The 25,249-nt window shown below is 65.3% G+C and carries 25 protein-coding genes; 14 read left to right on the top strand and 11 right to left on the bottom strand.

The window, feature by feature from the left end:
- Positions 1 to 102: 102 nt before the first annotated feature.
- Positions 103 to 2,094 (top strand): hypothetical protein, encoded by a 1,992-nt coding sequence (locus HWX69_RS11770; RefSeq protein ID WP_178917294.1) that lies wholly within the window; start codon positions 103 to 105, stop codon positions 2,092 to 2,094.
- On the top strand, positions 2,091 to 3,746 hold the full coding sequence (locus HWX69_RS11765) for a glucosamine inositolphosphorylceramide transferase family protein (protein ID WP_178917293.1): 1,656 nt from the start codon (positions 2,091 to 2,093) through the stop codon (positions 3,744 to 3,746). The genes HWX69_RS11770 and HWX69_RS11765 overlap by 4 nt, the downstream gene beginning before the upstream one ends.
- Here the strand turns inward: HWX69_RS11765 and HWX69_RS11760 are convergent, their stop codons facing one another.
- The 8 genes from HWX69_RS11760 to HWX69_RS11725 all read right to left on the bottom strand — a co-directional run bounded on the left by HWX69_RS11760 (position 3,747) and on the right by HWX69_RS11725 (position 12,927).
- Complete coding sequence (locus HWX69_RS11760) at positions 3,747 to 4,520, bottom strand: glycosyltransferase (RefSeq protein ID WP_178917292.1); 774 nt, start codon at positions 4,518 to 4,520, stop codon at positions 3,747 to 3,749.
- Positions 4,517 to 5,464: a glycosyltransferase gene (locus tag HWX69_RS11755; protein ID WP_178917291.1), complete on the bottom strand. Its 948-nt coding sequence runs from the start codon at positions 5,462 to 5,464 to the stop codon at positions 4,517 to 4,519. The genes HWX69_RS11760 and HWX69_RS11755 overlap by 4 nt, the downstream gene beginning before the upstream one ends.
- Before the next feature lie 7 nt (positions 5,465 to 5,471).
- Positions 5,472 to 6,707, bottom strand: coding sequence for a glycosyltransferase family 4 protein (locus HWX69_RS11750; protein ID WP_178917290.1), 1,236 nt, complete (start codon positions 6,705 to 6,707; stop codon positions 5,472 to 5,474).
- Positions 6,704 to 7,939 (bottom strand): glycosyltransferase family 4 protein, encoded by a 1,236-nt coding sequence (locus HWX69_RS11745; protein ID WP_178917289.1) that lies wholly within the window; start codon positions 7,937 to 7,939, stop codon positions 6,704 to 6,706. Before HWX69_RS11745 ends, HWX69_RS11750 begins: the two co-directional genes overlap by 4 nt.
- Positions 7,926 to 9,029, bottom strand: a complete 1,104-nt coding sequence (gene wecB, locus HWX69_RS11740; protein ID WP_178917288.1) for a non-hydrolyzing UDP-N-acetylglucosamine 2-epimerase — start codon at positions 9,027 to 9,029, stop codon at positions 7,926 to 7,928. The genes HWX69_RS11745 and wecB overlap by 14 nt, the downstream gene beginning before the upstream one ends.
- A gap of 108 nt (positions 9,030 to 9,137) precedes the next feature.
- Positions 9,138 to 10,400 carry a hypothetical protein gene (locus tag HWX69_RS11735; protein ID WP_178917287.1) on the bottom strand — a complete coding sequence of 421 codons (1,263 nt, stop codon included), beginning with the start codon at positions 10,398 to 10,400 and terminating at the stop codon, positions 9,138 to 9,140.
- A gap of 75 nt (positions 10,401 to 10,475) precedes the next feature.
- Positions 10,476 to 11,792: a hypothetical protein gene (locus HWX69_RS11730; protein ID WP_178917286.1), complete on the bottom strand. Its 1,317-nt coding sequence runs from the start codon at positions 11,790 to 11,792 to the stop codon at positions 10,476 to 10,478.
- 7 nt (positions 11,793 to 11,799) lie between these two features.
- Complete coding sequence (locus tag HWX69_RS11725; RefSeq protein WP_178917285.1) at positions 11,800 to 12,927, bottom strand: LamG domain-containing protein; 1,128 nt, start codon at positions 12,925 to 12,927, stop codon at positions 11,800 to 11,802.
- Positions 12,928 to 13,458: 531 nt separating this feature from the next.
- Here HWX69_RS11725 and HWX69_RS11720 point away from each other — a divergent pair.
- The 8 genes from HWX69_RS11720 to HWX69_RS11685 all read left to right on the top strand — a co-directional run bounded on the left by HWX69_RS11720 (position 13,459) and on the right by HWX69_RS11685 (position 21,606).
- Positions 13,459 to 14,658: a homocitrate synthase/isopropylmalate synthase family protein gene (locus HWX69_RS11720; RefSeq protein WP_178918334.1), complete on the top strand. Its 1,200-nt coding sequence runs from the start codon at positions 13,459 to 13,461 to the stop codon at positions 14,656 to 14,658.
- A 313-nt stretch (positions 14,659 to 14,971) separates the two neighbouring features.
- Positions 14,972 to 16,717, top strand: coding sequence for a biosynthetic-type acetolactate synthase large subunit (gene ilvB / locus HWX69_RS11715; protein WP_178917284.1), 1,746 nt, complete (start codon positions 14,972 to 14,974; stop codon positions 16,715 to 16,717).
- A complete protein-coding gene (ilvN, locus tag HWX69_RS11710) occupies positions 16,714 to 17,346 on the top strand; it encodes an acetolactate synthase small subunit (RefSeq protein ID WP_178917283.1) in 633 nt (210 codons plus the stop codon). The genes ilvB and ilvN overlap by 4 nt, the downstream gene beginning before the upstream one ends.
- A complete protein-coding gene (gene ilvC / locus HWX69_RS11705) occupies positions 17,343 to 18,338 on the top strand; it encodes a ketol-acid reductoisomerase (RefSeq protein ID WP_178917282.1) in 996 nt (331 codons plus the stop codon). The genes ilvN and ilvC overlap by 4 nt, the downstream gene beginning before the upstream one ends.
- Before the next feature lie 15 nt (positions 18,339 to 18,353).
- A complete protein-coding gene (locus tag HWX69_RS11700; RefSeq protein ID WP_178917281.1) occupies positions 18,354 to 18,584 on the top strand; it encodes a hypothetical protein in 231 nt (76 codons plus the stop codon).
- Positions 18,577 to 20,001: a 3-isopropylmalate dehydratase large subunit gene (gene leuC, locus HWX69_RS11695; RefSeq protein WP_178917280.1), complete on the top strand. Its 1,425-nt coding sequence runs from the start codon at positions 18,577 to 18,579 to the stop codon at positions 19,999 to 20,001. Before HWX69_RS11700 ends, leuC begins: the two co-directional genes overlap by 8 nt.
- Positions 19,998 to 20,636 (top strand): 3-isopropylmalate dehydratase small subunit, encoded by a 639-nt coding sequence (gene leuD / locus HWX69_RS11690; RefSeq protein ID WP_178917279.1) that lies wholly within the window; start codon positions 19,998 to 20,000, stop codon positions 20,634 to 20,636. The genes leuC and leuD overlap by 4 nt, the downstream gene beginning before the upstream one ends.
- Positions 20,629 to 21,606: an isocitrate/isopropylmalate family dehydrogenase gene (locus HWX69_RS11685; protein WP_178917278.1), complete on the top strand. Its 978-nt coding sequence runs from the start codon at positions 20,629 to 20,631 to the stop codon at positions 21,604 to 21,606. Before leuD ends, HWX69_RS11685 begins: the two co-directional genes overlap by 8 nt.
- Here HWX69_RS11685 and HWX69_RS11680 read toward each other — a convergent pair whose 3' ends face one another.
- Together HWX69_RS11680 and HWX69_RS11675 are read right to left on the bottom strand one after the other, a co-directional pair.
- Positions 21,607 to 22,065, bottom strand: coding sequence for a DUF5799 family protein (locus HWX69_RS11680; RefSeq protein WP_178917277.1), 459 nt, complete (start codon positions 22,063 to 22,065; stop codon positions 21,607 to 21,609).
- A 78-nt stretch (positions 22,066 to 22,143) separates the two neighbouring features.
- Positions 22,144 to 22,548: a translation initiation factor IF-2 subunit beta gene (locus tag HWX69_RS11675; RefSeq protein WP_178917276.1), complete on the bottom strand. Its 405-nt coding sequence runs from the start codon at positions 22,546 to 22,548 to the stop codon at positions 22,144 to 22,146.
- Positions 22,549 to 22,712: 164 nt separating this feature from the next.
- On the opposite strand from HWX69_RS11675, the gene HWX69_RS11670 reads away from it, so the two are divergent.
- On the top strand, positions 22,713 to 22,949 hold the full coding sequence (locus HWX69_RS11670) for a UPF0058 family protein (protein WP_156708981.1): 237 nt from the start codon (positions 22,713 to 22,715) through the stop codon (positions 22,947 to 22,949).
- 52 nt (positions 22,950 to 23,001) lie between these two features.
- Here HWX69_RS11670 and HWX69_RS11665 read toward each other — a convergent pair whose 3' ends face one another.
- The gene (locus HWX69_RS11665; protein ID WP_178917275.1) at positions 23,002 to 23,493 is read right to left on the bottom strand and encodes a DUF555 domain-containing protein; all 492 of its coding nucleotides are present in this window, start codon (positions 23,491 to 23,493) and stop codon (positions 23,002 to 23,004) included.
- A 110-nt stretch (positions 23,494 to 23,603) separates the two neighbouring features.
- Here HWX69_RS11665 and HWX69_RS11660 point away from each other — a divergent pair, with 110 nt between their 5' ends.
- Genes HWX69_RS11660 through HWX69_RS11650 form a run of 3 tightly spaced genes read left to right on the top strand, consistent with a single transcriptional unit; the run spans position 23,604 to position 25,220 of the window.
- Entirely contained in the window at positions 23,604 to 24,521 is a 918-nt protein-coding gene (locus HWX69_RS11660; RefSeq protein ID WP_178917274.1) for a DNA-3-methyladenine glycosylase family protein, read from the top strand.
- 42 nt (positions 24,522 to 24,563) lie between these two features.
- Positions 24,564 to 24,905: a hypothetical protein gene (locus HWX69_RS11655; protein ID WP_178917273.1), complete on the top strand. Its 342-nt coding sequence runs from the start codon at positions 24,564 to 24,566 to the stop codon at positions 24,903 to 24,905.
- Positions 24,906 to 24,941: 36 nt separating this feature from the next.
- On the top strand, positions 24,942 to 25,220 hold the full coding sequence (locus tag HWX69_RS11650; RefSeq protein WP_178917272.1) for an acylphosphatase: 279 nt from the start codon (positions 24,942 to 24,944) through the stop codon (positions 25,218 to 25,220).
- Positions 25,221 to 25,249: the final 29 nt, after the last annotated feature.

Below are 25,249 nucleotides of genomic sequence, written 5' to 3'. Positions count from 1 at the left end.
TTTGGCGGTGCCCTGTGACGGACAGTTCATGCTTCGGTCAACCGTGAGGACGAACACACTCGACGCCGGATGGCATCCACCGGACACGACTGCGGCTGGTCGATGACGGGCAGAGACCGAGTACTCCTCGCTGCGGTCGGCCTGTTCGTCGCGGTCGTGGCCGCCATCGCTGCCGTGAGCTACCTCGGTGTCATCGCCCTACCGACGGCGATTCGGACTGGATTCGCCGTCGCCGCCGCCGCCATCGGACTCGGCGTCTACCTCGGCACTCGCGGCGTCGACCCCGAAGACCCAGTCGGCACACCCGCTGTTTCTTCACATCGGACGGCGAAACTCGTCGTCGCCGGCGGGGCACTCGCCATCGCCGCGACCGCCTGGACGGGCGAGCGCCTCCTTCCGCTTCTCGCATTTCTCCCCCTCGGATACCTGCTCGTCGCCGAACAGATTCGTCGCGACGGGGGCGTTGGCCCGACGCTCGTTTCGGCGGCGACGCTGTTCGTCGTCCCCGTCTACACGAAGTATCTGACTACGGGCTTTTACTTCGGCGGCACCGACACCTTCGCCCACGTCGACGGACTCAATCGACTGCTCTCGGTTGGTTACGGCTCCGCGCTCCCGCACGGCTACGACTACTTCCCCGGTTTTCACTTCTTCGTCGGGGCGGTGTCGCTGTTCGGCGACCTCGCTCCCTACGACGCAATCGTCCTGACCGGCATCGCCGTTCTCGCGGTGTTGGTTCCGGTCGCATATCTGCTCGTCACTCGCGTCTTCGGTGACAGCCGACTCGGACTCGCGGCCGCGGTCGGCGTCACCGTCTTCGAGTACGTCGCCTACCACGCGCTGTACTTCTTCCCGCAGGCGCTGGCGTTCGTCCTCGTCGTCGTCGTCGGGTACGCGATGGTGTCGCTACCCGGCGCGACGACGACGCGACGCTTCCGACGGTACGTGACGTATTCGGTCGGCATGGTGTTCGTTCTCGTCTCGATACACCACCTCACGTACGTCCTGTTGCTCGTCCCGCTGGCCGGCGTGGCGGTCGTCTCGCGAGCCGGTGCCTCGGTCGCCGGTCGACTCGACGTACCCCAACTGGCCGACCTCGCCGACGTTCGCGTCCGCCTTCGGTGGGCGTTCCCGGCGGTGTTCGGCGCCGCCGTCCTCGTGGCGTACCTCGTCTACTCGCCGAGTCTCATCCTCTTCGGCATCGCCGGCTTCGCCTACGCGCTGACGACCGGCTTGGTCGCCGTCGGGGACGGCGTGTCGGCGTTCTTCTACGGCGCGGTACCCATCGCAGACAGCGTCGCCCGCGGGCTGACGTGGCTCGTCACGCCGACCGGCATCTACTACTCCGTCCTCGGCGGCGTCCTGCTGGCCGGCCTGTACGAGTGTCTGTCGTCGCTTGACCGCTACGCCCGCTACGCCGGAGTCCTCGTCGTCTCCTTCGTCGCCGTCCCGCTTTTCTTCCCGCTGCCCGTCGAGGTGCCGCAACTCGAACGGCTCGTGTTCACGCTGACGGCGTTCGTGTTGTTCCCGCTGGGTATCGGCATCGCGCGCACGCTCCGGACCTCACAGAGCCACCGCCGGTATGCGGTCGTCGGCCTCGTCCTCGTCGCCACGCTGGGGACGACCGGTGCGTTCACCCAACTGACGGCCGACGACATCGGGGCGGTGTACCTCGAGGAACGTGACACCCAATCGGAGATGACCGACGGGGAGTACGGTGCCGTCGTCGACACCGCAGCGTTCCTCGAGAGGCACGGACGGGCACCCGCCACCTCGGATTACGTCACCCGCCGGAGCGTCGAGTCGGCGACGTTCCCCTCGCCGATGAACGACGGCCTCCGGACCGAAGCCGACGGCCTGAGCGCACCACCCGGCTATCTGGTCGTCCGGTCGTCGTGGGCCGACCACACTGTCCCGGTAATCACCGGCGACGGACTGCTCGAAACGCGAGAGACGTGGTTCTCGGTCTCTCAGAACCGGCTCGATTCCGAACTCGCCGACAGGAACGTCGTCCACGCGACCGACGAGACGTACGTGCTGTACGACGACGACGGCTACGAGGGCGTCTTCGACGATAGAGGGGGCCAGTCGTGAGCGCCGACACGCTCCGATTGGGCGTCGTCTGCTCGGGACCCACGATGCCGGCCTGGCAGGCGGAGTGTCTCCGTCGTCTCGAGGCGACGGCGGACACGCGGCTGGCGTGTCTCGTCGTCGACGATAGCCCCGCGGACTCGAATGGTTCAGGCACCCGGCGCTCGGGAAGCCTCTGGCGTCGGCTGCTGGACGCCCCCTGTCAGTCGATGAGCCCCGTCGACACCGCCGAAGGACTGCGCGACATCGAGCAGTTCGGTTGTTCGATACGGACCGGCGACGGCCGTCGACGCCTCGACGACATCGATGACGCGGTCGTATCGGAGGCCGACATCGACGCCCTGCTCGCCTTCGCGGTCGACCGTGCGTCCGATAGCGTGTTGGCCGCGCCCCCGCTCGGCGTCTGGACGTTCTGTCACGACGGAGCAGGGAGTCCACCGCCCGGATTTGACGAACTCCTGGCCGGCGACCCCGTCACGACAGCCGAACTGTGGCGGCTCGCTCCCGATGGCGAAGCGGTTCCGCTCAGACGCGGGCACTTCGCGACGGTCGAACACTCGCTTCGAGTGACGGCCGACCAGGTCCGATTCGGGACGGCGCGGTGGCCGGCACAGGTCGTGACGGACGTCCAGAACGGCCACGGCGAGTACGTCGACGCCGACCCGATTCCCGTCGAGTGGGGCGGTGACCGAACGCCGACGGCCGGACGCGTCGCCCTCGCGTTCGGCAAACAGACGAAGGCACTCGCCGACATCGCACTCCAAGGGGCCGCCAACTGGACGGTCGGCGTCGTCGACGCCCCGATAGCGGAGGTCGCCGCCGATCCCGACGGCATAGAGGTCGAGTGGCTCCAGTTGTCGGAACGGAACCGAATCGTCGCAGACCCCTTCGTCGCCCCCGTCGACGGGAACCCGTATCTCTTCTTCGAGGACCTCAGGTACGATGACGGCAAGGGAACCATCTCGTATCTCCCGCTGGACGGTGACCGCCGGGCCGACCGCATCCGACCCGCCTTCGAGACGCCGTATCACCTCTCGTACCCCTATCCGGTCGTCCACGAGGGCCGGACCTACGTCGTTCCGGAGATGGCAGAAAGCAGCGACGTCACGATGTACGAACTGCACGCCCCAGACGAGTGGGAGCGAGTCACGACGCTGGTGGCTGGTAACCGCGGTATCGACCCGACGATAGTCAAGTATGGCGACCGCTGGTGGCTGTTCTGTACGCGCCTCGACGACTTGCCCCAGACGAACCTCTACGTGTATCACGCGCCCCACCCGACCGGCGAGTGGGTCCCCCACGCGAACAACCCGGTGAAAACCGACGTTCGGTCGGCCCGGCCCGCCGGAACGCCGTGGGTCGACGACGGAACGCTGTACCGGCCCTCGCAGTACTGCGCTGACGGATACGGCAAGAAGGTCGTCGTCAACCGCATTCAGACGCTGACGTCGACGGCGTTCGCCGAGCGCCGCGTCGGCGAACTCGCACCAGACCCCGAAGGGCCGTACCCGGACGGCCTCCACACGCTCTCGGGGTACGAGGACGTGACGGTCATCGACGGTAACTGGAGCGTCCTGGATACCTACCACGCCCGTCGTCGATTGCAACTCGCCGCTCGGGCGGCGCTCGGACGCCTCCCCAGGCGTCGAACGTAGTCAGGCGACGGTGCGACGAACGGCACTCCGGAGGAGATGCCACACCGTCATCGGGTGCGGCGAGATGCGGAGCGCCCGGAGGTAGTAGTCGACGGCGCGGTCGTAATCGCCCTCCTCGTGGGCGAGGGTACCGGCCTGCGTGAACGTCTGGACGTAGTAGGTGTACAGATACGGCTGGGCCTCCGGAACGCGCTGGCTGACGAGATACGCGAACCGCTTGTCGTGTTCCAGGAACGCTTCGGCGGAGATTCCGCTGGCCATGACGCTTCCCTCGTGGAGTCGACGGGTGAACAACTCCGGACAGAGACAGACGCCCGACTCCGATGCCGCCTCGAGGACGTACAACAGGTCCTCGCCGCGCTCCAGTCCGGCCTCGAAGCGGGCGTCCACGGAGTCGGTGTCGACCAGTACCGACGACATCACCGCCGTCAAATCGCCGACGAAGGCGCGATAGACGAACTCGTCGGTCGCCATTGGGTCGCCCTGCACGCAGATGCCTGCACCCGTCTCAGCCAGCCGGTCGAGTTGGCGTTCGAGCTTGTCGGGTTCCCAGAGGTCGTCGGCGTCGAGGAAGGCGACGTACCGGGTGTCGGCCCGATCGAGGCCGAGGTTTCGAGCCACCGCCGGCCCCGCACCGCCGTCGTCGTCGACGACGACCAACTCGGTCGGAACGGTCTGGGCGGCCACGGTCTCTTTGGCCTCTTCGAGCATCGATTCCGGCGTGTACTTCGGGCTGTACGGTATCACGACCGAGACGGTCGGATGCGAGGTCATCGAGTCACGCCTCCGTTTCCGAATCGACCCCGCAACCCCGTAAGCGTCCACCACGGCACTCGGAGCCAGTTGCGGGGGTCACGGAGCGTCTCCCAGCCGAGATACCGCCTCGCATCGAGGAGTCGCCCCTCCCGGAGGAACACCCCGGCGACGGAGACGCGATGTATCGACCGAACGTCGGTTCCTTCGGCCTCGAAGCCGTCGATGCGGTCGGCGTGGCGGTCGAGGAACCTGCGCTTTGCGTCGGCGAGCGTCTCGGCAGGTGGGTCCCCGCCCGATTCGGGCACCACCACGAGCGGTTCGTCGACGTGGGCTATCTTTCCGCGGTCGAGCAACCGAAGCACGAAGTCCCAGTCCTCGTGGTCGACGAGTCCCTCGTCGAACCGGAGTCCTTCCAGCGCCTCCCGGCGGACGAGCAGCGTCGACCCCGGCCCCATCAGGACGTTCATCGTCAGGATTTCCCGCGCCAGTTCGCGACCGCCCTCTCGGACCACCGGGTCCGCGAAGACGTGCCGTGAGAGCCAATCGAGTGCCTCACCGAACCGCGAGGGAGCAGGCGTGAGGAACTCACAGTAGACGCCGACCCACTCCGTCGAACACCGGGGCAGACGGTCGAGTTGCCGTTCGAGTTTGTGGGGAAGCCAGCGGTCGTCCGAATCGAGGAAGGCGACGTACTCGCCGGTCGCGGCGTCGATGCCGGTGTTTCTGGCGGCACTTCGTCCACGGTTGCGGTCGTGGGGGAGGTACCGGACCCGGTCGTCGTAGTCGCCGACGACAGCGGCAGTGTCGTCGGTCGACCCGTCGTCGACGACGAGCACCTCGATGTCCTCGACGGTCTGTGCCAGGGCGCTGTCGATGGCTCGGCGGAGTACACCAGCGCGGTTGTAGACCGGAATTATCACAGAAACGAGCGGAGCGTCGTCGGTGGTTTCGGTGTCGGTCACGTCAGCGTCACTCCATCACGTCGCGGTGGATGTCCGTCACCTGCTCGGCGTGCTGTTGCCACGTCCAGCCCTGTTCGAGCAGGCGCTCGTGGCCGGCCGACCCCATCTCTCGGAGGCGTTCGGGGTCGTCCAGCAGCCGGTCGATGGCTGCCGCCAGCGCATCGGGGTCTTTCGGTTCGAGGAGTTCGCCCGTCTCGCCGTCCGCGACCATCTCCGGGATGCCGCCGACGTTCGAGGCCAACACTGGCGTCTTCGCGGCCATCGCCTCGTAGATGACCGTCGGCCGGGCTTCGACCCAACTGGGGTGGACCAGCAGGTCGGCGGCGATCTGCCACCGTCGGAGCGCGACGGGGTCGAGGCGCCAAAACGAGTGGGCGGGATGCGGGAGTTCGCCGAGACTGTTGAGTAGCCACCACCGGAGGTCGCCCTCGTGGCCGACCGTGGCGAGATACACGTCGTCGCGGTCCAGCAGCCCCATGGCTTCGACGAGGTCCTCGATGCCTTTCTGTTCGACGTAGGCGCCGACGAACAGCAGGAGTTTCGTATCGGGGTCGACGCCAAGTTCGTAGCGAATCGCCTCGCGTTGGTCGGTGGGGAACTTCTTGGGGTCCTCGCCGATGGGCACCGTCTCGACTTTCGCGGGGTCGGCCAACTCGCGGGCGACCTCGGCGAGTTCCTCGCTGACCGTAATCACGCGGGAGGCGTACTCGACGGTCTCTCGGAGGCGCGCCTGTGCCTTCTCGTTGAACCGGTCGTAGTTCTTCAAGTCGCCGGCGTGGCTGGTGACTACGAGCGGGACGTCGTGTTTCCGGCAGTACGGCAACATCCCGTACCCGTCCATGTAGATGTCGCAGGCGTGGACGATGTCGTGTGGCGTCTCGAAGGCCCGCTCGACGTAGTTCGAGACGCGCTTCTGCATCGAGTCCCCGGAGACGTGGTAGAACTGCTTTTTCGGCAGCATGTAGAGGAATCGGGGGTAGTGGGCGGTGTAGGTGCCCCAGCGTTCGGTCTGTGGCACGTCGCTGTACTCCGAGTGTGGGCCGACCGGCGGTGCAAAGGGCGTCGGCACCACCACGTCGAGGTCCGCGTCGGTTCGGTTGATGGCGTCCAACGAACGGTGGTTGAACGGCGCCCGAACTTGGAAGACGTGGCTCTGGTGGTGGGTCGCACAGGCGAGCACCCGGTAGGGGTCGCCCTCGCGGTCGGTCCTCCGCTCGTCTGTCGGGTGGTTCGAATCCGTCATAGCTGTGAATCGATGAGTTCGGTGAGCGTCGAATCGAGTTTCTCGCCGACTGCGCGCCGGTCGTAGCGAGCCTCGACGTGTTCTCTCCCCCGTTCGCCCATCCGCTCCCGGAGGTCCGAATCCGAGAGGAGTCGGTCGAAGGCAGCCGCCAGCGCTTCGGGGTCGGAGTCGACTGCGAGGCCGCCGCCGGACTCCTCCAGCAGTTCCGCCAGCGCGCCGATGTCGGTCCCGACGACGGGGAGGCCGCAGGCCATGTACTCGTAGGTCTTCGAGGGGACGGCGTACCGAAGTCCCTCGCTGTCTTTGAGCGTCGCGATGCCGACGGCCGCCGCCGCCAAAAGCGGCGGTATCTCCGAGCGTGGAACCGGCTTCTCGATGGAGACGCGGTCGTCCACTTCGAGTTCCTCGATGAGCGATTCGAGTCTGTCCCGGAGGTCGCCGTCGCCGACGAGTCGGAGGCGGGCGTCGCTCTCGACGTACTGCATCGCACGCACGCAGGCTTCGAGGTCCTGGGCGTGGCCGAAGTTGCCCGTGTAGACGATGCTCCGGCCGTCGTCGCCGTCGCCTGCGTCGGGCGTGAACCGGCGAACGTCGACGGCGTTCGGAATCACGACCAATCGGCGGGCGATTGCCGGGCCGTGGCCGCGTTCGAGCAGTCGGCTCATCTCGTCGGTCGTCGTCAGCACGCGGTCGGCGCGCAACAGGACGAGGTGTTCGTACCGTCGAGTGAGTCGCGTCGACAGACTAGCCTCGCGGATGAACCCGAGACTCGTCGCCGCGTCTATCCAGAGGTCGCCCACGTCGACGACGAACGGCTTTCGGGTGAGTTCGCTGGCAAGTAGTCCCGGAAGCGACGTGAACGGCGGCGGCGTCGTACAGAGGTAGGCGTCGAACCGGTTTCGGTGGTACAACAGCCACAGCGTCGCGTGGATGGCGAAGACGAGGTAGTAGGCCAATCGTTCGAGGGCGTTCGGGTCGGACCGGGTCGGCTGCCAACTCCACAGTCGGTGCACGTCGACGCCGTCCTCGACGGCGTGTTCGTGTCGCTGCCAGGTCCGCGGGTAGTTCTCCGGTGGGTACGACCGCGGCGGCGCGAGAACGGACACGTCCCACCCCACCCGAGCCAGTTCTCGGGCGCTGTCACCGACGCGGGTGGCGTTGCCGCCGAGTTCCGGGGGGTACTGTTGGCTGACGACAGCGATGTGGCCACGGCTGTCGTCAGTCGTCGCCATCGTCCACCTCCTGTAGTACGTCGAGGATTCGCTCGGCGGCGTGGCCGTCGCCGTAGGGTGCTTCCCAGTCGGTCGGCGCCGAGAGAGCCTCGGCGACCGATTGTACGATGGCGTCGGGGTCGGTTCCAGCCAGCCGATTTGCGCCGATTTCGACCGTCTCCTGGCGTTCGGTGTTGTCCCGGACGGTCACACACGGCGTCCCGAGGACGGCCGCCTCCTCCTGGACGCCGCCGGAGTCGGTGACGACGGCCGCCGCCCGGTCTTCGAGCAACAGAAAACTCAGGAAGTCCTCGGGTTCGACCACTCGAATCGGCGCCGGAACGTCGATGTGGAACTCGCGTATTCGGCCGACGCTCCGGGGGTGGGCCGGAAACACGCAGTCGAGGTCGTTGTCCGCGGCGGCCGTCGCGACGCCTTCGAGGACGTTCCGGAACCGGGTTTCGTCGTCGACGTTCTCGGCGCGGTGGGTCGTCAAGAGGAGGAACCCGCGGTCGGCGAGGCCGAGTCGGTCGAGGACATCGCTGTCCCGGGCGGCGATGTCGACGTGCTGTCGAACCGCGTCGACGACGGTGTTGCCAGTGACCCAGACGCCGGCTTCGATGCCCTCCTCGGCGAGCTGTCGCCGTGCCCGCTCGGTCGGTGCGAACAGGTAATCGGCGGCGTGGTCGGTCAGCACGCGATTGTGCTCTTCGGGCATCGACCGGTCGAAGCTCCGAAGGCCCGCCTCGACGTGGGCCAGTTCCGGGTCGAGTTTGCAGGTCGTAATCGCTCCCGCGAGCGTCGAGTTCGTGTCACCGTGGACGACGACGACGTCGGGTGCGACCTCGGCCACGACGGGGTCGAGTTCGGACACCATCGCGCCGGTCTGCCGTCCGGGGGTGTCGGACCCGACGCGGAGTTCGTAGTCCGGAACCGGAAGCCCGAGTCCCTCGAAGAACACGCCGTCGAGTTCCCGGGAGTAGTGCTGGCCGGTGTGGACGAGTGTGAACGGCATCCCGCGGCGCTCTGCCTCCCGAATCAGCGGTGCACACTTGATAATCTCTGGACGGGTGCCGAAGACGAACGCCAGCGACGGCGGTTCAGTAGCCATCGAACACGGGCGCTGTCTGTTTGGTGAACGTGAGATTCGACACTGCTCTTCTTTCGACAACTCCTACTGGCTGTTTATGTCTTCCGGGCAGGCGGCTGTGCGCGACGTTCAGGGCGTATCGACGCCGGTGCCGGCGTCGCCGAGCGCTCGGAACCCACCAGTTCCCGGGCGCTCGTGGGTGACGGTCACGTCCGCGGCCGGCCCGTCGTAAAACGACGGCATGTCGAGGTCGTTCGGCGCAGCGAGGTTTACCACGTTCTCCGAAAGCCGTGCCTCGGTGCCGACCCGGTAGTACGACCCGAGACGTTTCCTCGCGGGGGGAGTCCCGCGTTCGGGGTCGGTACCCACTTCGTAGACGTAGCGTGTCGTCCCGGTGGCTTGCTTGACGTTCCCGATGGTCGCCGGGCCTCGACCGAGGAGTTCAACGATGGCTGCCGGAACGGCCTGCTGGTCGACGGGTTCCCAATGTATACCCTCCGCGTGGAACTGACTGCCGCCGGTCTGGCGGACCGCTGGGCCGACTGTACCACCGAGCGTCAGTTGGTCGATGTGCTGGGTGCCGCCACGGGTGAAAACCGCAGTCGTGTCCCGGCCGCTCTCGGTCGCCGTCGGGTAGGCGGCGATGGTGCCGAACCAGTTGGCCGGACCGAACGACGACCGAAACTCGAAGAGGCCATCTGCGTCCCCGGCGTCACAGTCGTAAATCGTCAGGTGGTCGTGGCGACACTGGAACGGACCCGTCCCGGCCTCGACGCGATAGACGCTGTCGTTCCAGCCCCACAGCAGCAGTCGACCGACTGAAAGGTCCTGTGTATCGCCGCCGCTGTGGCGTATCGCCACGCCCGACGGCTCGCCCTGGCCGGGGCCGTTCAGTGCGAAGCCGTCGAGTCGAACCCGGTTGACACCAGCCTCGCGGTCGAAGAGCACCCCGTCGGTGTTCGGTGGGACGCCAACCTCCGAGACGCCGGAGCCGAAGCCGACGATTGCGGTGTCGGAGTACGGCCGAATCGCCCCACGTTCGAAGACGGAGGAGGGTGGGAGCCGAAGCTCCCCACCGCGGTTGGCTCCGAGAAAATCGAGGCCGTTTTGAATTGGCGTGTTCGTCGACTCGGGGTCGATCCCACCGGGTGTCGCCGATTCCCTGGCGAGGACGACTATCTTCCCATCGAGCAGTGCTGAATCGACGTTGTCGACGCGCTCGACGGCAGCGCCACCACCGTTTCCGTCGCCGTTCTGACTGGTGTCGTCACTGTTGGTCACCCAAAGTGAATCGAGACAGCCGGCTGTGGCCGACAGCGCTGCGGCGCCGGTGGTGAGATACGAACGGCGAGAGAACGTCGGCGTACCACCGTCCGTGGAGGGGTGAGTCATAATTATGAAAGAACTGCAGAGCGGATATAGATAGTCGTCGCGTACGGGTGGGTCGCAGAAGACCCGTCCAGTCCGCTATCCCATCGCGGTTCCGGCGGTCCCGAGCGCACGGAGGCCGCCGGTGTCGGTGTCGGAGTGGGTGACGGTCACGTCGTCGGGGTCGCCGAGGTAGAACGACTGCATCCCGGGGTCGTTCGCAGACGAGAGGTTGACGACGTTTTCGGAGATGTCGGCCTCCGCACCGCGCTCGTAGTAGGGGCCGAGCCACTTTCGGGCCGGAGCGTTGGCGTTGAACGAGTCGTAGGCCAGTTCGTAGACGTACTCCGCGACGCCGGTGACGTGTTTGACGCTCCCGATTTCGGCGGGGCCGTGGCCCTCCAGCAGCACGACCCGTTGGGGCGTCGACTCCAGCCCGATGGGCTCCCAGTGGACGTTCCCGAACCGGACCTGGGCGTCCCACGTCTGGTGGATTGCCGTCCCGGAGGTGCCGCCCATCGTGAGGTAATCGACCGTCTGGGTGCCACCCCGGGTGAAAAACACCGTCGAGTTCGCCCCGGAGAACTGCGAGGTCGGGTAGGCGGCGATGGTGCCGAACCAGTTGGCCGGGCCGTACCAGGAGTTGAACTCGAAGAGGCCGGCCTCGTTGCCCGCGTCGCACTCGTAGATGGTCAACAGGTCGTGGCGACACTGGAAGGGACCGACGCCTTCGTCGACGCGGTAGACGGCGTTGTTCCAGCCCCAAAACACCATCCGACCGACGAAGAGGTCCTGTGTGTCGCCGCCGCTGTGTCGGATGGCGGCGCCGGATTCGGTGTTCAATCCGGGACCGTTCAGCCCGAACCCGTCGAGTTTCACGCGGCTGACGCCGCTAGAAGACTCGAACCTGATGCCGTCGATTCCGGGTTCGGTTATCGAGATTTCGGAGACGGTCGGGCCGAATCCCGTAATCGCCGTATCCGGATACGGGTAGATGGTTTCACTCTCCGAGACCGGGTTCGGCGGAAGCCGAATCTCGCCACCTCCGCCATCACCGAGTATCTCCATCGCGTCACCGACGGGCGTCGACGTGTCGTCGGGGTCGACGAACTGTGGCGTCGAGGCGTCGCTGGCGAGGGCGACGACGAAGCCGCTGATGAGCGCTTCGGTGATGCTGCTGTCGACGGCACTGCCGAAGGCACCGAGTTCGTTCCAGTCGGTTCCGTCGCCGAGATAGACGCGGCCGGTATCGGTCGCGAGGAACTTCGCTCCCTGCTTCGGCGTGTAGTCGTCCCTGTTCGCCTGTACGTCTCGAACCTCGACGTCGGTGTCGATGCGCTCGAAGTTCTCGTTGAGGGGAACGTGCCAGTCTAGGGTACCTTCCTGCGGTGTGTCGTAGTCGTGGTTTTCGGTCATGAGAGTGTTAGTTGTTCGTACCGCCGTAGCCGCCTTCGCCGTAGCCCAGTCGGCCGTACTCGCTGTCGTCGGCTGGGGTTGGTGTCGGGGTCGGCGTTGGTTCGGGTGTCGCAGTTTCGGTGGGTGTTTGCGTCGCTGTCGGCGTCGGTTCGGGTGTGGCGGTTGCAGTCGGTGTCGCGGTCGGCTCCGGCGTCGGAGTTGGCGTCGCGGTCGGTTCGGGTGTGGGCGTTGGCGTTGCGGTCGGCTCCGTCGTCGGGGTTGGCGTTGCCTCGTCGGCGTCGGCAGTGCCGTCGTAGAGGGCCGCGACCTCCTCGGCGGTCAGTGCCGTCGCGTACACGCGAACGTCGTCGATACCTCCGGCCATCTCGTAGGTGGAACTCCAGCCGTTGTCGCCGCGGGCGACGTACAGCGGGTTCGTCGAGTGCTGAATCTCCCCCGACTGTGATTCGTCGCGGGCGATTTCTTCGCCATCGAGATAGCAGATGAAGGCGTCACCATCCCACGTCAGCATGATGTGGTGCCACTCGCCGTCGTGGGTCGCGACGCCCCAGGGGTTGAGTCGGGCGGTCCCGCTGTCGACGCCGAGGTGAGTTCGCAGGCTGTTTTCGGTTTGCACGTCGACGGTGTAGCCGACATCGCCGGTTAGCGAATCCGCCTTCTGGAGGACAGTCTGACTCGTCGCGCCGCTTTCGGTTCTGTACCACCCGCCGAAGCTCATCTGCTGTCGGGGTCGAAGTGCAGCGTCGTCGGCGACGACGACGTAGTTGCCGGTGCTGTCGCGAAAGTCGAACGCGCCCGCGCCTCTGATGCCTGATGCGCCGAGAACTGGGTCGCCGCGAATCTCGCCGTCGAGTCCGCCGACGGCGTCGTGTGCGGTCGTGCCGTCAACCTCGTCGAACGTCCACCGACTCACGGCCGGCGGCAGCGAGGAATCGTCCTCGACGACGGTGACGACCATTGGAACGCCGCCGTACCCGTATCGAATCGTGTCGGTGGACCTGCCGGGCAGCGACAGGTCGTCGGTGACACAACCCGCCGTCCCGACGGCCGTCGCTGCGAGCCCGGTGAGCTTCACGTACGCCCGCCTCGACAGGTCGGACCCCGACTGCCTATCGCTGGGTGGTTCTTCGGCCATCCTGTCCGGTTAAGCAATTGTTAATATATAACCTATGTGGTAAGTGTAGGAGAGCAAGTATCTTAAAACAGGAAGTAAAACTCCGTATGGCGAATTAAGAAGGGATTTACTCAAGACACAGAACATGATTAAACCCACATATTTAGTGATATGATAAATAGCTGTACCAGCCTCTACCCACAGTCGATTGGCGAGGAAGCGTTCTCTACGGTCGGCCGACTCCACGCGAGTCGGCGCCGAGTCGATGTGGATGTTTGTCCGATTGTACGGCGCGCGCGAGCCGACGAATTAGTTGTTTCCTAAAATATTCTCTGCAAATATCATTCTCACGATTATTTAAACGGCGGTTTCGGACGGTTGGGTGACGAGTGATGCAAGGCAGGATGAACCCGTATTAGGCGTTTACGTCCGGTGGTTTCGGGGTTCGAGCGATTCGCGAGGATGGGTGACCCGCACCGGCTATCGCCAGCCGCAAGGGTAGATTTAAATACCTGCAAGACACTCCATCAGTTGCTATGACACAGCACGAGGATACGTCGCCTTCGGCGGCGGATCGAGTTCTTCCAGGGCACGCTAGATAGTACCTCGGAGATAAGCGAGGCCCGAATTTTCGACACGACGCTGCGCGACGGCGAACAGTCCCCGCGAACCTCGTTCAGTTACGAGGACAAACGCGAAATCGCTGCCGTCCTCGACGACATGGGCACCCACGTCATCGAGGCCGGCTTCCCCGTGAACTCCGATGCGGAGTTCGAAGCGGTACGGGACATCGCCGAAGCCACGTCGTCCACAGTCTGCGGGTTGGCCCGCGTCGTGGACAAAGACATCGACGCCGCACTGGAATCCGGCGTCGGCATGGTACACGTGTTCTGTTCGACGAGTGACGTACAACTGCAGGATTCGATGCACACCAGCCGAGAGGAGGCGCTGGAACGGTCTATCGAGGCCGTCGAGCGCGTCAAGGACGCCGGTGTCACCTGCATGTACTCGCCGATGGACGCCACGCGTACCGACGAATCGTTCCTGATTGATGTCATCGAGGGCGTCTCCGACGCGGGGACGGACTGGATAAACATTCCCGACACCTGTGGGGTTGCGACGCCACGGCGGTTCTACGACATGGTCGAGACCGTCTGTGCGCACACGGACGCCGACATCGACGTCCACACCCACGACGACTTCGGATTGGCGGCCGCCAACGCGCTGTCCGGCTACGAGGCCGGCGCCGCTCAGGCGCAGGTGTCGGTCAACGGCATCGGCGAACGCGCCGGCAACGCGGCCTACGAAGAGGTCGTGATGGCGCTGGAGTCGCTGTACGACGTCGACACCGGCATCAAAACCGAGCGCATCACGGAACTGGCGCGTCTCGTGGAGGGCAAAAGCGACATCGCCATCCCGGCGAACAAGCCCATCGTGGGCGACAACGCCTTCTCCCACGAATCCGGCATCCACGCCGCCGGCATCATCGAGAACGCCGACACGTTCGAGCCGGGCGTGATGACGCCGCAGATGGTCGGTGCGACACGCGAGTTGGTGCTCGGCAAACACACCGGCACTCACTCCGTCCGCCAACGGCTGGAAGAAGCCGGGTTCGACCCGAGCGACGCCGAGGTCCGCGAAGTGACCCGGATGGTCAAGGACCGCGGCGCGGCCGACGAGAAGGTCACCTTCGAGACGCTCAAGGAGTTGGCCCGGGAGGTAGGCGTCCGACGCGAGGAGGTTCGCGCATAGGGATGCCCCCCGCGGACGGTTTCGCCCCGTGGCAGCGACCGGTGAGCGGCCGCGCCGGCGAACCGTTGGGCAACGCTCGCGCGACACGGAATCCTTATGTCGGTTCACGGCACAACATCGACTGTAATGAATGCGACCGCTGGACTCGGCACGCTCGCGCTTGCCCCCAGCGTCGCGACGATTATTGTAGGGGCGGCCTAGCCCCTACACACCCTTCTTTCCGACGCGGTTCGCATCGCTTTCAGCCGATTACAGACAGGACAATGGACACACGACACAGCAATCGACGGTATCGCACGCGAGGTGACGCCTCATGAGCGGCGAACAGGCACAGGCACCACAGGACGCCGAAACGTCCGAAACGACCACCGGTGACATCGAGACGGGCGCGGATGCGGTCGTCCGCGCACTCGAGAACGCCGGCGTCGAACACCTATTCGGCGTGCAGGGAGGGGCCATCATGCCCGTCTACGACGCCCTGTATCACTCCGAGATGGACCACATCACGATGGCCCACGAACAGGGCGCCGCCCACGCCGCCGACGCATACGGCATCGTCTCCGGCGAGCCGGGCGTCTGCATGGCCACGTCGGGGCCGGGGGCGACGAACCTCGTCACCGGCATCGCCGACGCCAACATGGACTCGGACCCCCTCATCGCGCTGACCGGACAGGTCCCCACGGAGTTCGTCGGCAACGACGCCTTCCAGGAGACCGACACCATCGGCGTCACCAGCCCCATCACGAAGGCTAACGTCTTCGCCAACGATTCGGAGACGGTCGGCACCGACGTCGGCACCGCCTTCGCGCTGGCCAAACGCGGCCGGCAGGGACCGACCCTGGTCGACCTGCCGAAGGACGTGACGAAAGGCGACGCCAGCGAAGACCCCGGCACCCCAGAGACGCCGGACACGTACAACCCGCCGGAGACGGCCGAACCCGAAGCGGTCGCCGAGGCCGCCGACGTGCTCGCCGAGGCGGACCGACCGGTCATCCTCGCTGGCGGCGGCGTCATCAAGGCCGAAGCCTCCGAGGAGATTCGGGAATTCGCGAAGGAACACGAGATTCCGGTCGTCACGACGATGCCCGGCATCGGCGCGTTCCCCGAAGACCACGAACTCTCCCTGGAGATGGCCGGAATGCACGGTACCGGCTACGCCAACATGGCCATCACGATGACCGACTGCATGCTCGCAGTCGGGACGCGCTTCGACGACCGCCTGACCGGTGGGCTGGAGACGTTCGCGCCCGACGCGGAGGTCATCCACGTCGAAATCGACCCCGCGGAGGTCTCGAAGAACGTCGAGGCCGACTATCCGCTCATCGGCGACGCCAAAGCCGTCACCAAACAACTGGCGACGGCGATGCCGCGCTCGCCGGCCTGCGACGAGTGGCGCGAGCAGGTCCAACAGTGGAAAGACGAGTACCCGATGGACTACGCTGCGCCCGAAGACGACCCGGTCAAACCGCAGTACGTCGTCGAGGCCTTCGACAACGCCACCGACGACGATGCCATCGTCACCACCGGCGTCGGCCAACACCAGATGTGGGCCTGTCAGTACTGGACCTACAAGGAGCCCCGCACGTGGGTGTCGTCTCACGGCCTCGGTGCGATGGGCTACGGCGTTCCCGCCACCATCGGCGCGAAACTGGCTGCGCCCGACAAGGACGTGGTCTGTTTCGACGGCGACGGGTCGTTCCTGATGACGTGTCAGGAACTGTCCGTCGCGGTGCGTGAGAACCTCGACATCACCATCGTCGTGTTGAACAACGCGGCCATCGGGATGGTCCGACAGTGGCAGGACGCATTCTTCGGCGAACGCCACATGGCCTCGGAGTACCCCTGGATTCCGGACTTCGACACGCTCGCTGAGGCCTTCGGCGCACGCGGCTTCCGCATCGACACCTACGAGGAGGTCGAGGAGGTCGTCGAGGAGGCGCTGGCCTACGACGGGCCGAGCGTCGTCGACGCCCACATCGACCCCGGCGAGAACGTCTACCCGATGGTGCCCAGCGGCGGCGACAACGGGCAGTTCGCACTCTCGGAGGACCAGCTATGAGCCGCAACCAGAACGTCCACCGGAACGGGTTGGAAGGCCCGGCCCCCGAAGAGCGCACCCGACCGGTCGGTCGACGAAACAAACAGGGCATCCGCGTCGACCCCGACGTGGAGGCCGAACACGAACCGCGCCGGACCATCATCTCGGCGTACGTCAAGGACGAACCCGGCGTGCTCGCGCGCGTCTCGGGACTGTTCCACCGCCGACAGTTCAACATCGAGTCGCTAACCGTCGGACCGACCCAAAACGAGGGCTACTCCCGCATCACGCTGGTCATCGAGGAACCCGACCCCGGCATCGACCAGGCGAAAAAGCAGTTGAACAAACTGCTTCCGGTCGTCCACGTCCGGGAGTTGGACGCCGAACCCGTCGCCCGCGAGTTGGTCATCCTGAAGGTCAACGGTGACGAGCCGGACAAGGTTCAGGCTATCACGGAGATGTACGGCGGCGAGACGCTCGACGCCGGCCCACGGACGATTACGGTCCAGATTACCGGCGACGAGGGAAAGATAGACGACGCTATCGACGCCTACGAGCAGTTCGGCATCCGAGAAATCGCTCGGACCGGACAGGCGGCGCTGGCACGAGGCGAAGAGGAAACCGCACGAGTTGACGAGACCCACACATGACTGACGCAACTATCTACTACGACGACGACGCAGACAGCACAGTACTCGACGACAAGACCGTAGCCGTCCTCGGCTACGGCAGCCAGGGTCACGCCCACGCACAGAACCTCGACGAGTCCGGCGTGGACGTGGTGGTCGGCCTCCGTGAGGATTCTTCCTCCCGCAGCGCCGCCGAATCCGACGGCCTCGACGTGGCGACGCCACGGCAGGCCGCCGAACGAGCCGACCTCGTTTCGGTCCTCGTCCCCGACACGGTCCAGCCGGCCGTCTACGAGGAGATACAGGACGTGCTGACGCCCGGCGATACGCTGCAGTTCGCCCACGGATTCAACATCCACTACGGCCAAATCGAGCCGAAGGAGTCGGTCAACGTCACCATGGTCGCGCCGAAGTCCCCCGGCCACCTCGTCCGGCGGAACTACGAGAACGACGAGGGGACGCCCGGCCTGCTGGCGGTCTATCAGGACCCCACCGACGAAGCCCACGACATCGGACTGGCCTACGCGAAGGCCATCGGCTGTACGCGGGCGGGCGTCGTCGAGACATCCTTCCGCGAGGAGACCGAAACGGACCTCTTCGGCGAGCAGGCCGTCCTCTGTGGCGGCGTCACCTCGCTGGTCAAGCAGGGCTACGAGACGCTGGTCGAAGCCGGCTACTCCCGGGAGATGGCGTACTTCGAGTGTCTCAACGAACTGAAACTGATTGTCGACCTCATGTACGAGGGCGGCAACAGCGAGATGTGGGATTCCGTCTCCGACACCGCCGAGTACGGCGGATTGACCCGCGGCGACCGTGTCGTCGACGAACACGCCCGCGAGCGGATGGAGGAAGTCCTCGAGGAGGTTCAGGACGGCACCTTCGCGAAAGAATGGATTACCGAGAATCAGGCCGGCCGCCCGAGTTACAAGCAGTTGCGGGCCGCCGAGAAGAACCACGACATCGAAGACGTGGGCGAGGACCTGCGCGCGCTGTTCGCGTGGGGTGAGGAGTAAATGACGGACGGAGATATGACAGACGACAACGACACACTGGGCGAGATGAGCCACACCAACCCCATCACAGGCGAGGTGTTCGGCAGCACACAGACGTACAGCCGTGGGCAGACCATTGCCGCCGACGGCGGCGCCGCGGAGGCAGTCCCCGAGAAAACCGAAACGCTGGGCGACGTGAGCCACACGCCGCCGGGCGACAGCGACGGCGCACAACGCGCCTACGACCGTGGTGTAAACGATGAGTGACGGGACGCTGTACGACAAGGTCTGGGACCGACACAAGGTGACGACCCTGCCGAACGGACAGGACCAGCTGTTCGTCGGCCTGCACCTCATCCACGAGGTGACCAGTCCGCAGGCGTTCGGGATGCTCCGAGAGCGCGACATCGAAGTCGCCCGTCCGGACCTGACCCACGCCACCGTCGACCACATCGTCCCGACCGGCGACCAATCGCGGCCGCTGGACAACGAGGCCGCAGAAGAGATGATGGCCGAACTCGAAGAGAACGTCCGCGAGGCGGGCATCCAACTCGACGACCCGACGACGGGCAATCAGGGTATCGTCCACGTCATCGGGCCGGAGCAGGGTATCACCCAACCTGGCAAGACCATCGTCTGTGGGGACAGCCACACCTCCACACACGGCGCATTCGGCGCTCTGGCGTTCGGCATCGGCACCTCCCAGATTCGGGACGTGCTGGCGACCCAGACCGTCGCCATGGAGAAGAAGAAGGTCCGCAAAATCGAGGTCACCGGCGAACTCGGTGAGGGCGTCACCGCCAAGGACATCATCCTGACCATCATCCGACGGCTCGGCACCGACGGCGGCGTCGGCTACGTCTACGAGTACGCCGGCGAGGCAATCGAGAGCCTCGGCATGGAGGGTCGAATGAGCATCTGTAACATGTCCATCGAGGGCGGCGCTCGGGCGGGCTACGTCAACCCCGACGAGACCACCTACGAGTGGCTGGCGGAGACGGACGAGTTCAAGGACGACCCCGAGCGCTTCGAGGAACTGAAGCCCTACTGGGAGTCCATCAAATCCGACGACGACGCCGAGTACGACGACGTGGTTACTATCGACGGCTCGGAGATCGAGCCCGTCGTCACGTGGGGGACCACGCCCGGACAGGGCATCGGCATCTCCGAGGAGATTCCCGCGCCCGAGGACCTGCCCGCCGACAAACAGGACACCGCCCGACGCGCCCAAGAGCACATGCGCGTCGAACCCGGCCAGACGATGGAAGGCTACGACATCGACGTGGCCTTCCTCGGCTCGTGTACGAACGCCCGACTCCCCGACCTGCGTGCGGCGGCGGAAATCGTCAAAGGTCGAGAAGTCGACGACTCCGTCCGTGGGATGGTCGTTCCCGGCAGCCAGCGCGTGAAGGCCGCCGCCGAGGCCGAGGGCCTCGATGAGGTCTTCAAAGAGGCCGGCTTCGACTGGCGTGAAGCCGGCTGTTCGATGTGTCTCGGCATGAACGATGACCAACTGGAGGGTGACGAGGCGTGTGCCTCCTCCTCGAACCGGAACTTCGTCGGCCGACAGGGTTCGAAGGACGGACGGACCGTCCTGATGAGTCCCGAGATGGTCGCTGCGGCGGCGGTCACCGGTGAAGTGACCGACGTGCGTGAACTGCCCAAAGCGGAGGTGGAAGCATGAGCGAAGAGATTCCGAGCGTCGACTACGTCGAGGGGACCGGCATCCCCGTCCGCGGCAATGACATCGACACTGACCAAATCATCCCGGCGCGGTTCATGAAGGTCGTCACCTTCGACGGCCTCGGCGAGTTCGCCTTCTTCGACCAGCGCTTCGACGACGAGGACAACGAGAAGGACCACCCGTTCAACGAGGAGCAGTACCAGGACGCCAACGTCTTGGTCGTCAACTCCAACTTCGGCTGTGGCTCCTCTCGCGAGCACGCCCCGCAGGCCCTACAGCGGTGGGGAATCGACGCCATCATCGGCGAGTCCTTCGCCGAGATTTTCGCAGGGAACTGCCTCGCGTTGGGCGTCCCGACCGTCACTGCCGACACCGAGACCATCGAGGAACTGCAGGACTACGTCGAGAAGTACCCCGACGCCGACATCGAAATCGACGTCGAGGCGGAGACAGTCTCCTACGACGACCGGGTCGTCGAGGTGACCGTCGACGATGCCCAGCGGAAAGCCCTCGTCGAGGGCATCTGGGACACGACGGCGCTGATGAAGTCCAACACACAGGCCATCGCGGACACCGCGGCCTCCCTGCCGTACGTCGAGGACCCCGAACCCCGGACGGGCCAGGCCGATGACTGAGGAAATCGTCGTCATCCCTGGCGACGGAATCGGTCAGGAGGTCGTTCCCGCCGCCGTCGATGTGCTGGATGCAGTCGCAGACTTCGAGTTCGTCAAAGCCGAGGCCGGCGACCACGTCCTCGAATCGACCGGCGAGGCGCTCCCCGAGGAGACCTACGACCTCGCAGCCGGCGCGGACGCGACACTGTTCGGCGCCGCAGGCGAGTCAGCCGCCGACGTGATTCTCCCGCTACGGGAGGCCGTCGGCTCGTTCGCCAACATCCGCCCTGCCCGTGCGTATCCTGGCGTCGACGCGCTTCGGCCCGAGACGGACCTCGTGTTCGTCCGGGAGAACACCGAGGGCGTCTACTCCGGCATCGAGTCGGAAATCGCCGACGGTGTGACGACGCTGACCCGCGTCATCACCGAAGACGCCTCCCGCCGCATCGCCGAGTACGGCTTCGAGTACGCCGAAGCCAACGGCTACGACGACGTGACTCTCGCCCACAAGGCGAACGTGATGCGGGTCACCGACGGGCAGTTCCTCGACGCGGCGCGCGCGGTCGGCGACGACCGCGGGGTCGACTACGACGACGCGCTGATGGACGCTCTCGCGATGCACCTCCTGCTCCGTCCCGAGGAGTACGGCGTCGTCATCTGTCCGAACCTCGCGGGCGACATGCTGTCGGACCTCGCGGCTGGACTCGTCGGCGGCCTCGGCTTGCTGCCGAGTGCCAACGTCGGCGACGACAACGCGCTGTTCGAGCCGGTTCACGGCTCGGCGCCGGACATCGCCGGCGAGGGTATCGCCAACCCCGCAGCGACGATTCTGTCGGCCGCGATGCTGCTCGAACACCTCGGCTACGGTGAGGAAGCAACGTCGGTTCGTACAGCCGTCGAGAGCGTTCTGGAGTCGGGACCGCGGACGCCGGACCTCGGCGGGTCGGCCTCCACCGAGGACGTGACCGCAGCTATCGTCGACGAACTGTAACTACTCCGCCCGTTCCGTGGCCGCGGTGGCACGGACTTCTCCCCACCGACCTTCGGCTTCGAGGTGAGCCTGCAGTTCCTCGGCGTAGGCTGTGACGAGTTCCTCTGCAGCCTGCAGTTTCTCGGCATCGATTTCGTCGCCGCCGTCGCCTCCGCCACCGAGACCGATGGCGTCGAACACCGAATCGAGGAGTCCGCCACCGCTGTCGTCGCTCGGCGGCTGGCCCATCGGCCCCATGTTCGCGACGTTCTCCAGTTCCGGCATCACCGTCGGGAGGTCGGAGGTGTCGGCGACGATTCGGGCGGCCGCCTCGTCGTCGGCGTTCTCGATTTCGAAGGACGTCGCCGTCATGATGAGCCCCCACTCCTGTCGGGAGAACGGGGAGTTATCGATTCGGGGTGCGAACTCACTGTCGACGTTCATTCGGTCGCCGACGACCATATCGCGCCATTCGCTCATGGACGGCAGTACGGCCTCGGGGCTCTTAGGTGGCGTGGACGGGACGGCCCGATAGCAGCGCCGCCCGGAGCGTCCGCGTCACTCCCCGGTCGCCGAACGGGCACCGCAGGCTTCACACCGCAGGATCTCCGCGCCGTTTTCCTTCTCGATGCGCGTGTCGGGGAGACCGCACTCCGAACAGAGGACGTAGCCGTCGGCGTACTCCTCCATCGCCTCCCGGACGCGCTCCTGGCGGAACTCCCCTTTGAGGCGTAGCCGGCCGCGGTCGTCGATGTTCGCACTCGTCCCGAGTTCGTTTTGGAGGTACTTCATCACGTGGTCGGCCTCGCGGTCGAGCGTGTTCAGCGTCGACTGGAAGTTCTCGTAGACGGTTGCCGAACCCTCCTGTCGAATCTCCGGGTCCGGCAGCGAGAACCGACTCGACGTTCCCTCGATGTCGGGGGTCTCCTCGATTGCTCGGTCGAGTTGCTTCTCGTAATCCATACCGGACGGTACGACGCCCGGCCCGAAAAATCTTACAGGTGGAATCAAGTTCCACTAAATTCCGAAACTATTGGTAACGTTACGCACGGGGCCTGAAACGGCGTTGTGTGTTAACCTGTGTCAGGATAGTTCTATATGTCCCGAGTCGCTACGCGCAATTGACCATGAAGAAGCAGGAGCTCATTCATCTCCACGGCCTGCTTGCGGAGGTTTGTAACCACTACGAGCAGATGGTAGAGTGTGAAGTCGACCACGTCAAGTACAGCGAACTCGGTGTCCGACCGACATCGATTCACAAATCGAAAACCGACCACAAAGCAGCCGTCTTCGCGCTCGCGGACGGCATCACCGAAGAAATGGAGAGCGAAACCGAACAGCCCGTTTCTGCGACCGCGGATTAATTCGGCCGACACAACCCGGATTCTCACATCCAGCGACCGGTAAGCGGCCGCGCTACTCGTCGATTAGCTCCTCGAACTCCGGCAGTACGTCGTCGTCTTCGTCCGTCTCCGCTTTGCTTTCGACATCGCCAGTTTCTGGCGACTCGTCGGCCTCGCTCGTCTCGCTGCCGTCGTTTTCGTCTTCCCCACTCGACTCTTCGTCCTCGGATTCGATGACCTCGACTTCGAGTACCTCCAGTGGGATATTGTCGAGCCGTTGACCGATTTCCTTGCGAGCGATGCGGGCGGCGTGTTGGTTGCGTTCGACGTTGAAGACTGTCATCTCCAATTCGAGGGCGACTAGCCCCTCGTCAGCCGCGATGAACGCCGGTTCGAGTGACTCCTCACAGTGCGGACAGGAGCGACTCCCCATGTTGATTTCGACGTAGTTGAGGTCGGGATTCAACATCGCCCCCGTCTTCGAGATGGCGATTCGCACCGCCTCGTCCGCCGTGGCTACGTCGTACACCGGCACTGCGGCTTCGACGACGACTCGACAGTCCATGGTATGGTATTACACCCCCATCGCAAAGAACCTTCGCCCACACCGGAATTCGGGTGAGAGAACCGGCCGCGACTCGAAAGGCCGAAGCCCTCCCGTCGCGTGAAATACACATGGACACGGGGGACATTTTCGTCGACGAACTCGACGGAGGTTTCGATTTACAGGCGACCGTCGAGAGCGGACAGTCGTACCTGTGGCGACGCGAGGACGGTCGGATGTACGACCGAATGGACGCCCACGGTGGCGAGGCGTGGTACTACACCGTGCTTCCGTCGACGGAGACCGAGACGAACGAGCCGGAAGTCCTCCGCGCGCGACAGACCGACGGTCGACTCGAGTGGGAAGCTTCGACGCCGAACGCCTACCGACACCTCGAAGAACTCCTCCGACTGGACGACGACCTCGACGCCATCATCGGGGCGACGCCGGAAGACGACCTCGTCGACCGCGCCTACGACGCCTACCGCGGAATGCGTCTCGTCCGGGACCCCTCCTTCGCGTGTCTCGTCTCGTTCATCTGTTCGGCCCAGATGCGAGTCGCCCGTATTCACGGCATGCAGACGGCGTTGGCCGAAACCTACGGCGAGACGGTAGCTTTCGATGGGGAGACGTACGCCGCCTTCCCGACCGCCGAGGAGTTGGCGGCGGCGACCGAAGCGGAACTCCGGGACCTCTCGTTGGGGTATCGCGCCCCCTACGTCCAGCGTACCGCCGAGATGGTCGCCGACGGCGAGGCTCACCCAGAGGAGGCGCGTGAACTCGACTACGAGTCCGCCCGCGAGTCGCTCACTCGGTTCGTCGGCGTCGGAGAGAAGGTCGCCGACTGCGTGTTGCTCTTCTCGCTGGGCTATCTGGAAGCCGTGCCGCTGGACACGTGGATTCGAACCGCCATCGAGGACCACTACCCGGACTGCGAGCGCGGCAACTACACCGACACCTCCCGAGCCATCCGCGAACAGTTCGGCGAACGGTACGCCGGATACGCCCAAACCTACGTGTTCCACTACCTCCGTGCTGGCGGAGAGTAGTCGCCGAAGGTTTATGAACTGAAACGCGGACAACCGTACTCGATGGACGCTCAACCCGACGACAGTTGGCCGGTTTCGCTGACCGTCGAACGCGACCTCGACGGAACTCACCGCGCACCTGCGGCCGACGACGCGGTCGTCGTCTGCCTCGACGGTGACCTCCCCGATTCCTTCGGAGCGACCGACCTGACTCTCGCCCCGCTGTGTGCGACGAAGGCGCTCGGCCGCGGGCCGAACTATCTCGTCTGTCGGTACGTGAATCCGACGGGGCAGACGGACACCGGCTCCGCCACCGATTCGGGGGACGACAGAACCGACCGTCTCGACGCGACCGAGCCATCCCGAATCGGCCGGCGGAACGACCTCCTCGTGGGGCGACCGTGATGAGCGTTTTTGGCGGTCGGTCACGAACGGTCCTCCATGAGCGACCGTACCCGAGCACACGTCTTCGCCACCGGAAAGGTACAGGGCGTCTACTACCGGGCGACCACCCGCGACACCGCAAAGGAGGTCGGCGTCGATGGCTGGGTCCGCAATCTCGAGGACGGCCGCGTCGAAGCGGTCTTCGAAGGCGAGACGGCGGCCGTCGAGGAGATGGTCGAGTGGTGTCACACGGGCAGTCCGCGCGCCCGTGTCGACGACCTCGAGGTCGAGTACGAGGACCCCGAGGGGCTCACGGACTTCGAGGTTCGCTGGTAGCCCCACAACAGTTACCGCCGGAGCGGTCG

Source organism: Natronomonas gomsonensis, assembly GCF_013391635.1.
Taxonomy (GTDB): domain Archaea; phylum Halobacteriota; class Halobacteria; order Halobacteriales; family Haloarculaceae; genus Natronomonas; species Natronomonas gomsonensis_A.
This window is presented reverse-complemented; position numbering and strand designations above follow the sequence as displayed.

Coding starts and splice junctions, on each gene's coding strand:
- HWX69_RS11770 (WP_178917294.1), top strand. CDS start 103: ATGACGGGCAGAGACCGAGTACTCCTCGCTGCGGTCGGCCTGTTCGTC.
- HWX69_RS11760 (WP_178917292.1), bottom strand. CDS start 4,520: ATGACCTCGCATCCGACCGTCTCGGTCGTGATACCGTACAGCCCGAAG.
- HWX69_RS11750 (WP_178917290.1), bottom strand. CDS start 6,707: ATGACGGATTCGAACCACCCGACAGACGAGCGGAGGACCGACCGCGAG.
- HWX69_RS11745 (WP_178917289.1), bottom strand. CDS start 7,939: ATGGCGACGACTGACGACAGCCGTGGCCACATCGCTGTCGTCAGCCAA.
- wecB (WP_178917288.1), bottom strand. CDS start 9,029: ATGGCTACTGAACCGCCGTCGCTGGCGTTCGTCTTCGGCACCCGTCCA.
- HWX69_RS11735 (WP_178917287.1), bottom strand. CDS start 10,400: ATGACTCACCCCTCCACGGACGGTGGTACGCCGACGTTCTCTCGCCGT.
- HWX69_RS11730 (WP_178917286.1), bottom strand. CDS start 11,792: ATGACCGAAAACCACGACTACGACACACCGCAGGAAGGTACCCTAGAC.
- HWX69_RS11725 (WP_178917285.1), bottom strand. CDS start 12,927: ATGGCCGAAGAACCACCCAGCGATAGGCAGTCGGGGTCCGACCTGTCG.
- ilvB (WP_178917284.1), top strand. CDS start 14,972: ATGAGCGGCGAACAGGCACAGGCACCACAGGACGCCGAAACGTCCGAA.
- ilvN (WP_178917283.1), top strand. CDS start 16,714: ATGAGCCGCAACCAGAACGTCCACCGGAACGGGTTGGAAGGCCCGGCC.
- ilvC (WP_178917282.1), top strand. CDS start 17,343: ATGACTGACGCAACTATCTACTACGACGACGACGCAGACAGCACAGTA.
- HWX69_RS11700 (WP_178917281.1), top strand. CDS start 18,354: ATGACAGACGACAACGACACACTGGGCGAGATGAGCCACACCAACCCC.
- leuC (WP_178917280.1), top strand. CDS start 18,577: ATGAGTGACGGGACGCTGTACGACAAGGTCTGGGACCGACACAAGGTG.
- leuD (WP_178917279.1), top strand. CDS start 19,998: ATGAGCGAAGAGATTCCGAGCGTCGACTACGTCGAGGGGACCGGCATC.
- HWX69_RS11685 (WP_178917278.1), top strand. CDS start 20,629: ATGACTGAGGAAATCGTCGTCATCCCTGGCGACGGAATCGGTCAGGAG.
- HWX69_RS11680 (WP_178917277.1), bottom strand. CDS start 22,065: ATGAGCGAATGGCGCGATATGGTCGTCGGCGACCGAATGAACGTCGAC.
- HWX69_RS11675 (WP_178917276.1), bottom strand. CDS start 22,548: ATGGATTACGAGAAGCAACTCGACCGAGCAATCGAGGAGACCCCCGAC.
- HWX69_RS11670 (WP_156708981.1), top strand. CDS start 22,713: ATGAAGAAGCAGGAGCTCATTCATCTCCACGGCCTGCTTGCGGAGGTT.
- HWX69_RS11665 (WP_178917275.1), bottom strand. CDS start 23,493: ATGGACTGTCGAGTCGTCGTCGAAGCCGCAGTGCCGGTGTACGACGTA.
- HWX69_RS11660 (WP_178917274.1), top strand. CDS start 23,604: ATGGACACGGGGGACATTTTCGTCGACGAACTCGACGGAGGTTTCGAT.
- HWX69_RS11655 (WP_178917273.1), top strand. CDS start 24,564: ATGGACGCTCAACCCGACGACAGTTGGCCGGTTTCGCTGACCGTCGAA.
- HWX69_RS11650 (WP_178917272.1), top strand. CDS start 24,942: ATGAGCGACCGTACCCGAGCACACGTCTTCGCCACCGGAAAGGTACAG.